General features: G+C 63.8%; 14 protein-coding genes. 8 read left to right on the top strand and 6 right to left on the bottom strand.

What is annotated here, in order from left to right; all coding sequences use genetic code 11:
* Positions 1-319 (top strand): hypothetical protein (locus ACODRZ_RS21465; protein WP_488972419.1); only part of this gene is annotated, 319 nt, incomplete at its 5' end.
* Positions 320-377: 58 nt separating this feature from the next.
* Here the strand turns inward: ACODRZ_RS21465 and ACODRZ_RS21460 are convergent.
* The 4 genes from ACODRZ_RS21460 to otsB form a co-directional block, all read right to left on the bottom strand.
* On the bottom strand, positions 378-545 hold the full coding sequence (locus ACODRZ_RS21460; RefSeq protein ID WP_488972420.1) for a hypothetical protein: 168 nt from the start codon (positions 543-545) through the stop codon (positions 378-380).
* A gap of 9 nt (positions 546-554) precedes the next feature.
* Positions 555-1973 carry an alpha,alpha-trehalose-phosphate synthase (UDP-forming) gene (otsA, locus tag ACODRZ_RS21455; RefSeq protein WP_488972421.1) on the bottom strand — a complete coding sequence of 473 codons (1419 nt, stop codon included), beginning with the start codon at positions 1971-1973 and terminating at the stop codon, positions 555-557.
* Positions 1974-2062: 89 nt separating this feature from the next.
* Positions 2063-3877 (bottom strand): glycoside hydrolase family 15 protein, encoded by a 1815-nt coding sequence (locus tag ACODRZ_RS21450; protein WP_488972422.1) that lies wholly within the window; start codon positions 3875-3877, stop codon positions 2063-2065.
* Positions 3874-4710 (bottom strand): trehalose-phosphatase, encoded by an 837-nt coding sequence (gene otsB / locus ACODRZ_RS21445; protein ID WP_488972423.1) that lies wholly within the window; start codon positions 4708-4710, stop codon positions 3874-3876. The genes ACODRZ_RS21450 and otsB overlap by 4 nt, the downstream gene beginning before the upstream one ends.
* A gap of 511 nt (positions 4711-5221) precedes the next feature.
* Between otsB and ACODRZ_RS21440 the strand changes: the two genes are divergently transcribed.
* From ACODRZ_RS21440 to ACODRZ_RS21415, 6 genes are all read left to right on the top strand, one after another.
* On the top strand, positions 5222-5974 hold the full coding sequence (locus ACODRZ_RS21440) for an HAD-IIB family hydrolase (protein ID WP_488972424.1): 753 nt from the start codon (positions 5222-5224) through the stop codon (positions 5972-5974).
* 44 nt (positions 5975-6018) lie between these two features.
* Complete coding sequence (locus tag ACODRZ_RS21435; protein WP_488972425.1) at positions 6019-6576, top strand: hypothetical protein; 558 nt, start codon at positions 6019-6021, stop codon at positions 6574-6576.
* Positions 6577-6663: 87 nt separating this feature from the next.
* On the top strand, positions 6664-7122 hold the full coding sequence (locus tag ACODRZ_RS21430) for a Dps family protein (RefSeq protein WP_488972426.1): 459 nt from the start codon (positions 6664-6666) through the stop codon (positions 7120-7122).
* A gap of 40 nt (positions 7123-7162) precedes the next feature.
* Complete coding sequence (locus ACODRZ_RS21425; protein ID WP_488972427.1) at positions 7163-7780, top strand: 6-phosphogluconolactonase; 618 nt, start codon at positions 7163-7165, stop codon at positions 7778-7780.
* A 56-nt stretch (positions 7781-7836) separates the two neighbouring features.
* Positions 7837-8244, top strand: coding sequence for an NUDIX domain-containing protein (locus ACODRZ_RS21420; protein ID WP_488972428.1), 408 nt, complete (start codon positions 7837-7839; stop codon positions 8242-8244).
* Positions 8245-8571: 327 nt separating this feature from the next.
* Complete coding sequence (locus ACODRZ_RS21415; RefSeq protein ID WP_488972429.1) at positions 8572-9024, top strand: hypothetical protein; 453 nt, start codon at positions 8572-8574, stop codon at positions 9022-9024.
* A 245-nt stretch (positions 9025-9269) separates the two neighbouring features.
* Here the strand turns inward: ACODRZ_RS21415 and acnA are convergent, their stop codons facing one another.
* Both acnA and ACODRZ_RS21405 read right to left on the bottom strand, forming a co-directional pair.
* Positions 9270-11945 (bottom strand): aconitate hydratase AcnA, encoded by a 2676-nt coding sequence (gene acnA / locus ACODRZ_RS21410; protein ID WP_488972430.1) that lies wholly within the window; start codon positions 11943-11945, stop codon positions 9270-9272.
* Between the two features lie 142 nt (positions 11946-12087).
* A complete protein-coding gene (locus ACODRZ_RS21405; RefSeq protein ID WP_488972431.1) occupies positions 12088-12933 on the bottom strand; it encodes a DMT family transporter in 846 nt (281 codons plus the stop codon).
* A 229-nt stretch (positions 12934-13162) separates the two neighbouring features.
* On the opposite strand from ACODRZ_RS21405, the gene ACODRZ_RS21400 reads away from it, so the two are divergent.
* Positions 13163-14614 (top strand): L,D-transpeptidase family protein, encoded by a 1452-nt coding sequence (locus ACODRZ_RS21400; RefSeq protein WP_488972432.1) that lies wholly within the window; start codon positions 13163-13165, stop codon positions 14612-14614.
* Positions 14615-14722 lie beyond the last annotated feature (108 nt).

Raw genomic sequence — 14722 nt, 5'->3', positions numbered from 1 at the left:
AATGATACCTTTTCTCAACTTCAACCCCTCTTCTGAACTGGCGGGTGTGTCTGGCAGGATTTCATGGCATTTCGATGGATACATCGGCAGCGCGCGCCACAGTCCCGCACTGCCGAATGCTTCGGCAATGCGGCGCTTGGGTCATGTCATCATGGCGGTGTGTGGCGGGATTGTGATGACCTCCGAGATTGTGCGTAAGTCCTCATCGGAGAAATCATGCTGCAACGCAATAGGACAATCAGCGCCGCAAAGCATTGCCGTCAGGATTGTGAAAAATCCCAAGGCAAATTTTCGCGAACGCAAATGCCGTCGATTGTGATGTCGGTGACGGCGGCTTGATGCGCGTGGCTGGTGAATGAATATGCTTACGATGTCTTTCATGCACTTGCTGTGAAAGAGCAGGTGCAAAAAATGGCATGGCCGACTTGGCGTTCATCGATGCAGACAGCAGTTCGGTGTTTGCCGTGAACCAGCGTCATCCACATTTCTTTGCGGGCCTCGAATGGATTTTCAGTGTCGGCCAGCCATGGCGCCGTCAGTGCCATGCCGCACTCTCACGCGGCTTTATCCTGATGTGCCGACGTTCCCGCATTGCCGTCCTTGCCGGCAAGCGCTCGCACGAACTGCTCGCGCCAGTGGATCACATCCTCGTCCCGCACCGACGCCAGGAGGCGAGCGTGCCGGCGCTTGCGTTCGGCAAGAGGCATGTCGAGCGCGCGCTTTATGGTTTCGGCAACATGCTCGACGGAATGCGGATTGATGAGCAAGGCATCCTTCAATTGCAGTGCAGCGCCCGCAAACTGAGACAGAATGAGCACGCCGGGGTCCTCGGGATCCTGGGCTGCGACATATTCCTTTGCCACGAGGTTCATTCCGTCTCGCAAAGGCGTTACCAGGCCGACATCGGCCGCTCTGTAGAACCCTGCGAGGCGGGCGCGAGGGTAGCCCCGGTTTACGTAGCGGATCGGAACGAAGTCCACTTCCGCGTGGGCACCATTGATATGCCCGGTCTTGCGTTCAAGGTCTTCGCGAATCTGTTGATAGCTGGCCACGTCACCCCGGCTGGGCGGGGCGATCTGGAGCAGCACGGCGCTTCCGGCCATGTGTGGATGCTCTGAAAGGAAGCGGCTGAAACTCTCGAACCTTTCGCCAAGGCCCTTGGAATAGTCCAGTCTGTCCACGCCGATAAGAATCTTGCGGCCGCGAACGCTGTTCTTCAGCATTTGGGCGGCTTCGCGAGCTTCGTCGCCGGCAGCGGACTCCATGAACTCGGCATAATCGATGCCGATGGGGAACGCCCGCGCCACGACCCGGCGGCCCTGGTAATCGATCGAGTTGTCGAGATTGACCTTCAGGCCCATTTCCTTCTGCACGTAGTGAAGGAAGCTTTCGAGCCATTCCGTCGTCTGGAAACCGAGGACATCGTATTCCAGCATGGATGCAACAAGCCGTTCGTGGAAGGGAAGCGACGTCAGCAGGCGGGTCGGCGGCCAGGGCGTGTGAAGGAACAGGCCCATCCTGTTCCTGACGCCTTTCCCGCGAAGGATCGAGCCCAGCGGGAGCAGATGGTAATCGTGCACCCACACGAGGTCATCGGGTTCTATAAGGGGAAGGACAGAGCCGGCGAATCTCTCGTTAACCCTTTCATATCCTTCACCGAAGTTACGGTCGTATTCGGTCAGGTCGATGCGATAATGAAACAGGGGCCAGAGCGTGCGATTGGCGTATCCATTGTAGTATTCCTCGATGTCCTGAGGTTCGAGGTCGATCGTTGCGGTGGTCACTCCCACGTTGCGCTGCATGTCCAGATGGCCTGTGAATTCGGCAGTTTCCTGTCCTGACCAGCCAAACCAGATGCCGCGATTCTCGCGCAGGGCGGAGTTGAGGGCGACCGCCAGGCCGCCTTGCGCTCCTGCTGCGCCAGCGGCATTGGGCACGCTGACCCGGTTGGAGATGACGATCAATCGGCTCATGCACTGTCCCCTGTAGCGTTCACGTGGAACACATCTGGAAAGGCGCGTCGGGTATGGGACACGCACGAAAAGGCGGAACGACCGACGTCTCAGCGCCAGTCCCGCCAAGACCGGGACAACTGCCCGGCGCAATTTATGATACCCACTAGCGAATAGGTCTGCGGAAAGTTCCCCCACAACTCACCGGTTTCGAAATCCATGTCCTCGGACAGGAGCCCGGACCGGGTCCGATGCGCCAGCATCGCCTCGAAGAGGCGGCGCGCCTCCTCATCCTCTCCGCTGCGGTGGAGCGCTTCAATGAGCCAGAAGGTGCATATGTTGAAAGCGGTCTCTGGCAAGCCGAAGTCATCCTCGCTGTCATAGCGCAGCATGTGCTCGCCGCGGCGCAAGGCGTTCTGCACGGCTTTCAGCGTCGCGCGAAATCGCTCGTCATCGGCTGGCAGGTAGCGCAATTCCACCATCTGAAGCAGACTGGCGTCCAGTTGCGAGCCGCCGAAGCTGGCCGCATAGTGCCCCCCGGCGTCGTGCCCGTCGACCGGGTGCCATGCACCTGCGTCGATATTTGCGCGAACGGCATCTGCGCGCTCGCTCCAGAAATCCGCGCGGTCGAGCAGGCCGAGGTAATGTGCGGCATTGGCCAGGCGGTCGCAGGCTGCCCAGCTCATGACGCTGGAATATGTATGCACGGCAGTGCGGGTTCGCAGTTCCCACAGGCCGGCGTCGGGCTTGTCGTGAGTCTTCCAGGCCATTTCGCCGACCTGTTCCAGGCTGCGGAAATCATCCTCGTTGGCGATGCGCAGCAGGCGCTGGTCGAGGAAGCCCTGAATGGACGGGAGCACGATCTGGCCATAGCAATCGTTCTGGACCTGATAGTAAGCTGCGTTGCCTACACGCACCGGGCCGGTGTTGCGATAACCGGGAAGATCAGCGGCTTCCCATTCGATGATCTCCTTGGCACCGCTTACCGCGTAGAGGGGCTGGATCACGCCATCCGGTGCGTCGGCGACGATGTTTCGCAAGTAAGCGAGATACTTCTCGAGCACATCCAGCGCGCCGAGGTGATTGAGGGCCTGCACGGTATAGTAGGCGTCTCGGATCCAGCAGTAGCGGTAGTCCCAGTTGCGCTGGCTGCCCGGGGCTTCCGGAATGGAGGTGGTCAGTGCGGCCACGATGGCGCCGGTTTCCTCGTGCTGGCAGAGCTTGAGAGTGATCGCGGCGCGGATCACTGCGTCCTGCCAGTCCAGCGGCGTAGCGAGCCCGCGAACCCACAGCCGCCAGTAGTCGCCGGTCTTCTGAAGCATCGACTGCAGGTCATACTCGATGTCACCGGCGAAGGGTTCATCGGGGCCAAGAAAGAAATGCAGCGATTTTTCCAACCGGAACCAGCGCTCGTCGAAGACATATCCAACCGGAGCGTCGGTAGTGAGCCGCAGGGTATTGCGCTCCACCAGGTAGCGGATGTGGTTCGAGCCTTGCGTCGTCGATGCGAGTTTCGCACCATAGCCGCTCATCGGCGTAAGGATGGTGCGGATGCGCGGCGCGCCCGCGACCGGGCGCACGATCCGGGCGAACGCCACGGGCCGGTACATCCGGCCCGAGCGTTGGAATCGGGGGCAGAAATCATAAACTTCGACCGCGCCGCCAGTCGCGTCCTCCAGCCGCGTAACCAGGATGGGTGTATTTCGCAGATAGTGCTGGCGGACCGCGACCTGGTTTTCCAGTTCGAAGCGCCAGGTGCCGGCATCCTGTCCATCGTTTCCACGCAGGAGAGCGCAGAAAGTAGGATCGCCATCGACACGTGGAACGCACCCCCATACCAGGGCACCAGCCTCGTCGATCAGCCCGCTGACCTGGCAATTTCCGATCGGCCAGAGTTCGAGGGTCGTGGGTGAAGGTGAGGTCATGCACGGGTCTCCCTTTTGGGGGCGGATTTGAGGATCGCTTCGAGGCCGGCTTCCATCCAGGTATGCACGGCTGCAACATCAGGCAGGAGGAATGAAGCGGCAGTTGGGCGAATGTCTCCGACCAGCACGCCATGGCCGTCGAAGTCCTTCACCGCGCGGAAAGCATCTTCGTCGGTCACGTCATCGCCGAGGAAAAGTGGTGTTGCGCCCGCGAAGTTGGGCAAGCGCATGAAGCGGGCGACGGCGGTGCCTTTGTCCGACCCCGGCATTACGAGTTCGATTACCTGCTTGCCATGCTTCAGCCCCAGGCCGAACTCCGCGGCAAGCCTCTTTGCCCATTGGAGCAGGCCTTCCAGTGCCTCGGGATGGTGCCGATAATGAATCGCAGCGCTGAATGGCTTTGGCTCCACCAGCAAGCCGCCGTTGTGATCGGCAAAGAGTTGGAGGCTATCGACGATCGCATCCGGCAGTGGTTGAGCGAGCGGCTGGATTTCTGCGTTGGCGAACGGCCGAAATTCACCGCCATGAGAGCCGGCGACCGCTACCTTCAATGATCCTAGAAGGCTTTCGAGCGCAGCAATGGAGCGTCCGGTGACGATTGCCAACCGCCCTTCGAGGGCATCGGCAAGACCTGCGATCAGTTCGGGCAATCCTTCTGCAATTACAACATCATCGGGATTTTCCGCGATTTCCACCAGTGTGCCGTCGAAGTCGAGAAAGAGGGCGCAGCGCATGCCCGGTTCGAGGGGAAGAGGTAGACCCAATGGACAAGTAGCAGGCGTGATCGCATCCCTTTGGCCGCGCGGTTGAGTGCTGCCGCTCGAAATGGTCATTGTCTGTCAGTCCTGCATTTGTTGGTATGCACCCGAGAGCTCGGGACGGCAGTATCATCCTGCGGCGTGCCCTTCCGCAATTGCGAAGGGGTCAACGAGCGACGCGCGGCAGTGTTCCTTTGCAAAAATGCTCTGGTCTGCCAGGGCAGGTTCGCAGTCGGGTGGCCCGGGGAACTGTCGAGCTGGAAGGATTGGTGGGGCGTGCTGGTCGACAGCGACGGCCCGAGCGTCTAGGTTATCGGGCCGCAGGGTACAGTCATCATGGTTAATGGGGATAAGATCATGATTGTCACGGGTGCAGCGGGACAGAATGCCGGCATGGCCGCAGCGTGCCGTGAACTGATAGGTGCTTGCTCTCGATCGCTTGTATACGGCGCAAATCTCTCTCAGTGGCCGTAAATGCAAATGTGCGGCCGGTCGGTCATCACAAAGTCGGATTTCGGGACCAAACTCGGCCTCATTCATGGGCTTACGGCCGTCCGGCCTCTCGCCAGCTGTTGAAGGATAGGGAATGAAGAAAGTCGTTGCGTTCGATCTCGACGGTACGCTGGCGCTGAGCAAGCAGCCGCTGACGGAAGAGATGGCGGAACTGTTGGCCCAATTGCTCACGGTGGCGCAGGTGGCCGTGATTTCGGGTGGTGACTGGCCGCAGTTTGAAAAGCAGGTGGCCAGCCGCCTGCCCGCCCATGCCGATGTTTCGCGCCTGTGGATGATGCCGACCAGCGGCGCCAAGCTCTACCTGTATCGCGAGGGGGCCTGGTCGCCGATCTACGCCGAGCTATTCACCGAAGAACAGAAGACGGAAATTCTCGACGCTTTCGATGCCTCCCTCGCCGCCACCGGCTTCACGCCCGAGGAGACATGGGGCGAGCGTATCGAGGATCGCGGCAGCCAGATCACCTTCTCGGCGCTTGGCCAGCAGGCTCCGCTCGAAGCCAAGGAGCACTGGGATCCGGATTTTGCCAAGCGCAAGGTCATCCAGGCTGATCTCGTCAAGCGCCTGCCGGGCGTCTCTATCAACCTGGGCGGCGCCACTTCGGTCGACGTGACCCAGCCGGGCGTGGACAAGGCGTGGGGCCTCAAGCGCCTTGCCGAGCATAGTGGCGTGGCTGAAGCCGACATGCTGTTCATCGGCGACGCCATCTTCCCCGGGGGCAATGACTACCCGGCCAAGGCGATGGGGCTCGATACCGTCTGCGTGCGCGACCCGTCGGACACGGCAAACGTCATCACCGCGATCGTCGCCTGCCAGAAGGCGGGTTGATCGGGCTCGCGCGGAGTGCATGAAGCGGGCATGGTGCGCGTCTGATGCCTGCTTTCTACCTCACATTCATCGCGGTGCTTCTGGCGGGCATCGGTGCGCGTGACCAGGTCACCATCGCCGGGCTCGCCGCAGGGCAGGGGCGGCGTCCGGCAGTGCTGATCGTCGCGATGACAACGAGCATTGCGACGGCGGCGCTGGCCGCTTACGCAGCTATGCTGATGCTGGCGCAGTTGCCTCCGCCTGCCCGCACCATCTTTGCCGCCATCGCGCTTGGGATGGCGGGGCTTGAATCGATGGTGCTTGCGCCGCGTCGCGATCTGCGGGAGCCAACGAACTCGCTTGGTGCTCTGGCGCTGGTCCTGCTCGCGCATCAGGTTACTGACGCCGCGCGTTTCCTCGTCTTCGGCATGGGCGTCGGATTTGCCGGTCCCGGGCCTGCAGGTGCGGCGGGCGCACTCGGCGGCGTGGTTCTGGTTGCATTTGCGTGGGCAAGGCCGGAGCTTCTGGGAACGGTGGCGGCGCGATGGATGCGTCGCGTCGTAGGCGCCGCGCTCCTCACCGTGGCGATCGGGATGTTCCTTCGCCAAATCGGCATTCTCTGATCGATTTTTGCAATCGAACCTATCCTTTCCAATCGCGTTTCTTGAGCCTAGTTCTGTTCACAACACGACAAATCGAGGGATTCACGCATGACTTCCAAAGACAACTCGCAGGCCGCGCTCATCGACAGCCTCAACGGGCTGCTGGCGGACACCTTCGCGCTCTACGTGAAGACCAAGAACTTCCACTGGCACGTGCGTGGTCCGCAGTTCCATGACCTGCACCTGCTGTTCGATGCCCATGCGACCGAGATCTTCGGCCTGACCGACCTCATCGCCGAGCGCGTGCGCAAGCTGGGCGGCAAGACGCTGACCTCGATCGGTGCGATCGGCGCGAAGACCTCGATCAAGGACGAGGACGACACCAGCCTCGACGCGATGACGATGGTGAAGGAACTGTTCCAGGACAACACCGCCTACGTCGCCACCCTGAAGGCGACCAAGGAACTGGCTGGAGAGGCCGGCGACAATGCCACCGACGGCATTATCGACGACTGGACCGATCAGGCCGAGCAGCGCGCATGGTTCCTGCGCGAGATTCTCGCCTGAACCATTCCGCATCGGGCAGGGGAGTGCTAGGGCGCTCTCCATGCTCAACGTCGACATGATCGAAGGCGCGGACGACGCTGCCATCGCCGCCTGGTTCGCTGAACGCCTGCGCGGTGCGCTGGCCGTCTCTTCCGACATCGCCGTGACCGTGCCGGGAGGCTCCACGCCGTTCCCTATCTTCGATCGGCTTGCGGCCGAGGACCTGCCGTGGCCCCGCATCGCCCTATGGCCGGGCGACGACCGCATCGTTTCCGAGGATCATCCGGCCAGCAACGTCGGAAAGATTCGCACCCGGCTGGAGCCCGTCGGCGCGAAGATCGTCCCGCTGACCGAGGACGCCATCCCGCCGCACTTCGCGATCGCGTGGCTGGGCATGGGCGGCGACGGGCATATCGCCTCGCTGTTCCCCAACACCGATCCTCGGGTGGACGACGCGCTGGCCGTGCGCCGCCTCACCCCCGATCCGCTCCCGCCCGAGGCGCCGTTCGACCGGCTGAGCCTCACCATCCCCTCGCTGCTCGACAGCGACGAGATCGTGTTCGTGATCCGCGGCGCCGACAAGCGCGCGGTCTTCGACGCGGCGCTCAGGGGCGAGCATGACCTGCCCGTCGCCCGCCTGCTGCGCGCGACTTCCGCGAAAGTCACCTGCTTCTGCTGAACTGGCTTCCTGCGCGGCTGCACCGAGCGCTCTACCGGGCGGCGCATGCGGTCCGGGTGCAGGTATGGCGGCTATGGCGCCCGCGCCTCGACGGGGTGCGCGTGCTGGCGCTCGACGGGGAGGGGCGCGTGCTGCTGGTGCGGCATTCCTATGGCTCGGACAAGTGGATGCCGCCCGGCGGTGGCCTCAAGTCTGGCGAAGACCCTCTGGTGGCGGCCGCGCGCGAGATGCTGGAGGAGACCGGCTGCACGCTCGTCGGGGCGCGGCTGCTGGCGATGAGCGCCGAGGACCTGCATGGCGGCCGCAACGTGGTTCGCGTGGTGCTGGGGAGCGCCGAGGGGGTACCGCGTATAGATGAGCGCGAGATCGTGGAGGCGGGCTTCTTCGCGCTGGAAGGCCTGCCACCGCAGATGCCGCGTGGGCTGGCGGAGAAGATCAGGGCCTGGGTGAGCGAGGCGGGGTAGCCGGTGCCGTGGTTGGGTAGAGCTTTCAGGAATATTCGGAAGGGTGGCTAACGCCTCAAAGTCGTCGTCCAAACATCATCGTCATCCCAGCGAAGGCTGGGACCGCTCTCGTCATCACACTGCTTCTCGGCGAGGCCGGGATGAAGTTCGCATTGCCCTGCCGACAGGGCACATCATGGTCACAACGGTCCCAGCCTTCGCTGGGATGACGATCCAATTTTGTGATGGCAGCCCGCCACGCCCAATCGGCTCGGCATTGGCGGCGCGGCAAAGGCTCGCACTCCGCAAGGTCTTCCATCCGCGCGCCGAGCCCCATACTGTCGCATCATGCGCATCCGTTCCCTCCTGCTCGCCTGCCTGCTTCTCCCACTTGGCGCAGCCGCGTCCGCCCAAGGTGCTCACGAGCCCACCCGCATCCTCGACACGAAGGGCGCGCATCGGCTGGCGGCGAACAAGGGGCTGGCGCTGCAATGGATCGACTGGAACACCCGAGGCACCGCAGCGATACACCAGGACGCCGGGGTCTGGCATTTGCGCGGTGCGCAGGCCGAGGCGGGTGGGCCGGGGCGGCTGTTCCTCGACGGGGCCATCACTGAGATCGGTGCGGACTATTTCACGTTCGAGGGCCGCATCGCCATCACCGATACGCCTGATGCCGGGCGCCGGTGCGACAAGACGAAGACCTGGCATTTCGCGATCACGCAGAACCGCAAGTATTACCGCCTCCGCGAGTTCGAGTGGTGCGACGGCCTGACGGACTACATCGACGTTTATTTCTGAGGTGGCGACTTCGGTTTCCCGCTCCGTCACCCTGAACTTGTTTCAGGGTCCATTTTGCAGCGAGACCGGAGCGCGGAATAGAGAACCGATGGATCCGCTGGTGAAACCACGCTCCAGCTTTGGCAGCACGATGGACCCTGAAACAAGTTCAGGGTGACGGAATGGGGTGGGCTCGGAGTCTGGGTGCATAACGAAAAACCCCGCCCGGATCGTGCCGGGCGGGGTTTTATCGTCTCCGCGCCGGGTCAGCTCGCGGCGAGGTTGCGCAGGACGTATTGCAGGATGCCGCCGTTGTTGAAGTATTCGACCTCGTTGGCAGTATCGATGCGGCACAGCGCGGTGAAGGTGAACTGCGTGCCGTCCGGGCGGGTGACCTCGACCTCCACGTCCTGACGCGGCTTCAGAGTGGCGACGCCCTTGATGGTGAAGGCGCAGTCGCCGTTGAGGGCCAGCGAGTGTCGGCTCTCGCCCTCCTTGAACTGCAGCGGCAGCACGCCCATGCCGACGAGGTTGGAGCGGTGGATGCGCTCGAAGCTCTCGACGATGACCGCGCGCACGCCCAGAAGGTTGGTGCCCTTGGCCGCCCAGTCACGCGAGGAGCCGGTGCCGTATTCCTTGCCGGCGATGACCACCAGCGGGGTGCCTTGCGCCTTGTACTTCTGCGCGACGTCGTAGACCGCACCGGGCTCCTCGCCGAAGCGGCTCATGCCGCCTTCGATGCCGGGGACCATCTCGTTGCGGATGCGGATGTTGGCGAAGGTGCCGCGCATCATCACTTCGTGGTGGCCGCGGCGCGAGCCGTAGGAGTTGAAGTCCGCCTTGGCGACCTGGTGCTCCATCAGCCACTGGCCAGCCGGGCTGTCGGCCTTGATCGACCCGGCCGGAGAGATGTGGTCGGTGGTGATCGAATCGCCCAGGATCAGCAGCGGCTTGGCCTCGATGATGTCGGTGACCGGAGCCGGGGTCATCTCAATGCCCTCGAAGTAGGGCGGGTTGGCGACGTAAGTGGACCCGGCGCGCCACTGGTAGGTTTCCGAGCCGACCACGTTGATCGCCTGCCAGTGCTTGTCGCCCTTGTAGACGTCGGCGTAACGGGCCTGGAACATCTGGCGGTCGACGGCGGCGGTCATCGTCTCGGCGACTTCGAGGTTGGTGGGCCAGATATCCTTGAGGAACACGTCCACGCCGTCCTTGCTCTGGCCGATGGGCGTGGTGAGCAAGTCCTCGACCACGGTGCCCTTGAGAGCGTAAGCGACGACCAGCGGCGGCGAGGCGAGGAAGTTCGCGCGCACGTCGGGGCTGACGCGGCCCTCGAAGTTGCGGTTGCCCGAGATCACCGCGCTGGCGACGAGGCCGTTGTCGTTGATCGCCTTGCTGATCGGCTCTGCCAGCGGGCCGGAGTTGCCGATGCAGGTGGTGCAGCCGTAGCCGACGAGGTTGAACCCGATGTTGTCGAGGTGCGCCTGCAGCCCGGCCTTCTCCAGATAGTCGGTGACGACCTGCGATCCCGGCGCGAGGCTGGTCTTGACCCAGGGCTTGGGCTTGAGGCCCAGTTCATCCGCTTTCTTGGCGACGAGACCGGCGGCCACCAGCACGCTCGGGTTCGAGGTGTTGGTGCAGCTGGTGATGGCGGCGATCATCACGTCGCCGTCGCCGATGTCGAAGTTCTTGCCCTCGACGGGGACGCGCTGCGGGGCCTTCTTGTAGGTCTGCGCCATGTCGGCGTTGAAGACGTCGTCCACTTCGGGAAGGGCGACCCAGTCCTGCGGGCGCTTGGGGCCGGCGAGAGAGGGCACGACCGTCGACAGATCGAGTTCCAGCGTCGAGGAGAAGATCGGATCGGGTGCGCCCGGCTCCATCCAGAAGCCCTGCTCCTTGGCGTAGGCTTCGACGAGGGCGATCTGCTCCTCCTCGCGGCCGGTCAGGCGCAGGTAGTCGAGGGTCTTGCCGTCGATGCCGAAGAAGCCGCAGGTCGCGCCGTATTCGGGCGCCATGTTGGCGAGCGTCGCGCGGTCGGCAAGGCTGAGCGAGGCGAGGCCGGGGCCGAAGTACTCGACGAAGCGGCCGACCACGCCGTGCTTGCGCAGCATCGAGGTGCAGGTGAGCACGAGGTCGGTGGCGGTGACGCCTTCCTTCAGTTCGCCCACGAACTTGAAGCCGACGACTTCGGGGATCAGCATCGAGACCGGCTGGCCCAGCATCGCCGCTTCCGCCTCGATCCCGCCGACGCCCCAGCCAAGGACGCCGAGGCCGTTGACCATGGTGGTGTGGCTGTCGGTGCCGACACAGGTGTCGGGGTAGGCGACCAGTTCACCGTTCTGGTCCTCGCTCGACCATACGGTCCTGGCGATGTTCTCCAGATTCACCTGATGGCAGATGCCGGTGCCCGGCGGCACCGCGTAGAAGTTGGAGAGCGACTTGGAGCCCCATTTGAGGAAGTCGTAGCGCTCCATGTTGCGCGCGTACTCGATCTCCATGTTCTCTTCGAAGGCTTTGGGGTGGCCGAACTCGTCGACCATGACCGAGTGGTCGATGACGAGATTCACCGGGACCAGCGGGTTGATCTTGCTGGTGTCACCGCCGAGCTTGGCGATCGCGTCGCGCATGGCGGCAAGGTCGACCACGCAGGGGACGCCGGTGAAGTCCTGCAGCAGCACGCGGGCGGGACGGTACTGGATTTCCTCGCCGGTGACGGGGTTCTTCTGCCAGTCCACTACGGCCTGGATATGCTCGGCGCCGACGGTGAAGCCGCCGTCCTCGAAACGCAGCAGGTTCTCCAGCAGCACCTTCATCGAGAATGGCAGGCGCGAAACATCGCCCAGCTTCTCGGCTGCCTTGCCGAGCGAGTAGTAGGCGACTGTCTTGCCGCCGACGGTCATGGTGCTGCGGGTGCCGAGCGAGTCCTGTCCGACCTGTGTCATGGTGGGCTTTATCCCCTTCTGTGATGAGCCTGCCTCGGCCACAACACACGTTCCAGTGTCGTGTTGCAGTGCGACAGGCGGAAATCTCTGCCCCGGACGTGGGCTTTGCCCGGCGCGACGTCAAGGGCACGAAGCCCTAGACTTAGGTGTTGTTTTGGTTCCGGTGAGTGCCGATCCAGCAACCTACGACGATCAATGCCGCGCCCGCCACGACGCCGAGGCCAAGGTGCTCGCCAAAGACCATCCAGCCCATGAGCGCGGCCCAGAGAAATCCGGTGTATTCGACCGGCACCAGCACTTGCGCCTCGGCCCGTGCATAGCCCCAGGACAGGAACAGCAGCGCGGTAGTGGCGAGCGCCGCGCCGAGCACCGTCCAGGCAAGGCTCACGGCGTCAGGAACGGTCCAGTAGAGCGGGGCGAACAGGGCGAACAACACCGTGACGTTCAGATTCTGGAACAGCGCGATCTCCACCGGCCCCGCCAGCAGGGCCTGCTTGCGCTGCATGACGAGGTTGAGCGCATAGAACACGGCGGAAAGCACGATCGCGGCGGTGCCCCTGATCGCTTCGGCGCCGTATTCCCCCGCACCGAAACGGTCCGCGCCGATCACCACCATGCCGACGAGGCCGAGCAGCGCGGCAAGGATCGCACGCGGCCGGATCGTCTCGCCCAGCAGCAGCGCCGCGAAATAGAGCGCGATGATCGGCGCGAAGAACGAGATCGCCATGCCCTCGGCCATCGGAATGCGGACGAGGCCGTAGAAGAACAGCGCCGCCATCACCGATGTCACGCAGGAACGCTGGAAGTGGAACAGCGCCACCGTGCGGGTCGGCACGGGGCGGCCCTTCGCCAGCCACAGCGGGATCGTCAGCAGTGTGCCGAACAGGTTGCGCAGCAGCAGCGCCGTCCCCACGCCGATCGCCAGCGAAGCGGCCTTCATCGCAGCATCCATGACGCTGAACGCCGCGATCCCGGCGACGACTGCCATGACGGGCGCCAGCACCGGAAGAGGGGGCGAGGAAGGAGCGGACGAGGCACGCATGACGCCTGCGCCTCTCGCCCGGCGCAAGGTTGTGCGCAAGCAATTCATCGCCGGGACATGTCGCATCCTTGAAGAAAGGCGCGTAAACGGGCACATCTATGCGGCGTGGCGGCAACCTTGGAGAACGCCGCGCGTCTTCCCCCCAAGGTCTCCATCGGGCAGGTTTCAAGGCAATATGGTGAGTTTCAAGCGGTTCGGTTCCAGCGTCGTCTCGGCGCTGACGCTTCTGGCTGTCGGCGTGCAGCCGGTTCAGGCGCAGAAGATCAAGACCGAGAAATTGCCCGAGGACCTGCTCCCGCCGACTGTCGCGGCGCCGACACCCACGGCCCCCGCGACCGCGAGGCCGGTGCGTCCTGCAGCGGCCCCCACCGCGACGCCCTCCTCCGCCCCGGGCGCAGTGCCGGTACAGGCGCCTACCGTCTCTTCTCCCATCGTGCAGGAAGTGACGCTGGCCGAGCCGGTCATGCCCTGGACGCTGTCGGATGCGCAGGCACTGCTGACCACCATTGGTTACATCGGCAAGGAAGGCCTCATCCCCGCCGATTACCAGCCCGCCGCGCTCAAGGCCGCGATCGCCAAGGGTGAGGGCGATGCGCTCGATGCCCTCGCCAGCCGCGTCTTCGCCTGGCTGATCGAGGACTTGCGCGATGGTCGCACGCCGATGCCCGCGCGCGTCCAGTGGTTCGCGGTCGATCCCGATCAGGACGCCATGCCGACCGAGCAGATCATGGCGCAGGCGCTGTCCGATCATGATGTTGTCGGCGTCGTCGCCAAGCTCGCGCCGACCAACCCGGACTATGCCGCGCTCAAGGATGCGCTGAACGCCACGCCGATGGCGCAGAAGGAGCGCCGCGCGCTGATCCAGGCGAACATGGACCGCTGGCGCTGGCTCGCCCGCGATCTCGGCACCGTCTACCTGATGACCAACGTGCCGGAATTCCAGCTGCGCCTGGTGGTCAAGAACAAGATCCTGCGCACCTACAAGACGGTGGTGGGCAAGCCCGGCCGCACCGCCACGCCGCAGCTGGCCGAGACGGTCAGCGCGGTCGTGTTCAACCCGACCTGGACGGTGCCGCAGTCGATCGTCAAGGGCGAGGGGCTGGGCGCCAAGGTCATGAACAACCCGAAGTGGGCCGCCAACAACGGCTACAAGGGCTACAAGGCTGAAAACGGCGTGATCACCGTCGTCCAGCAGCCCGGACCGAACAACGCGCTCGGCCTGATGAAGATCGACATGCCCAATCCGCATGCGATCTACCTGCACGACACGCCCGCCAAGTCCTACTTCAATTCCGACGTGCGTGCTTTCAGCCATGGCTGCATCCGCACCGAGCGCGCGGTGGAACTGGGCATGACGATGGCGATCCTCGGTGCGGGCATGTCCGGCACCGATGCCGCTGAACTGTCGCGCGCGGGCGAGTACAAGAAGGTGGCGATGACCCGGACTTTCCCGGTCTATCTCACGTACTTCACTTTCGCCCGCTCGATCGATGGCACGCTCCAGGCGTTCAACGACATCTACGAGCGTGATGCGCCGGTGCTCGCCAGCTTCAAGGCCCCGCGCCAGCTCAAGACGACCCAGCGCGCCAGCGACGAGGCCATCATTCAGCTCGACAATCCGCTCTGAAGGCATGGACGCTTCGTAAGGCGAAGCTCATGCACCCGGCCTCGGGGGTGAATATGCCCCGAGGCTGGGCGTAGAGAGGCGTCCGCGGCCGGTCGCATGGGTCCGACA

The organism is Novosphingobium sp. FG90, from assembly GCF_057808725.1.
Note: the sequence above shows the minus strand (reverse complement) of the source record. Positions and strands in the feature narration are given on the sequence as shown.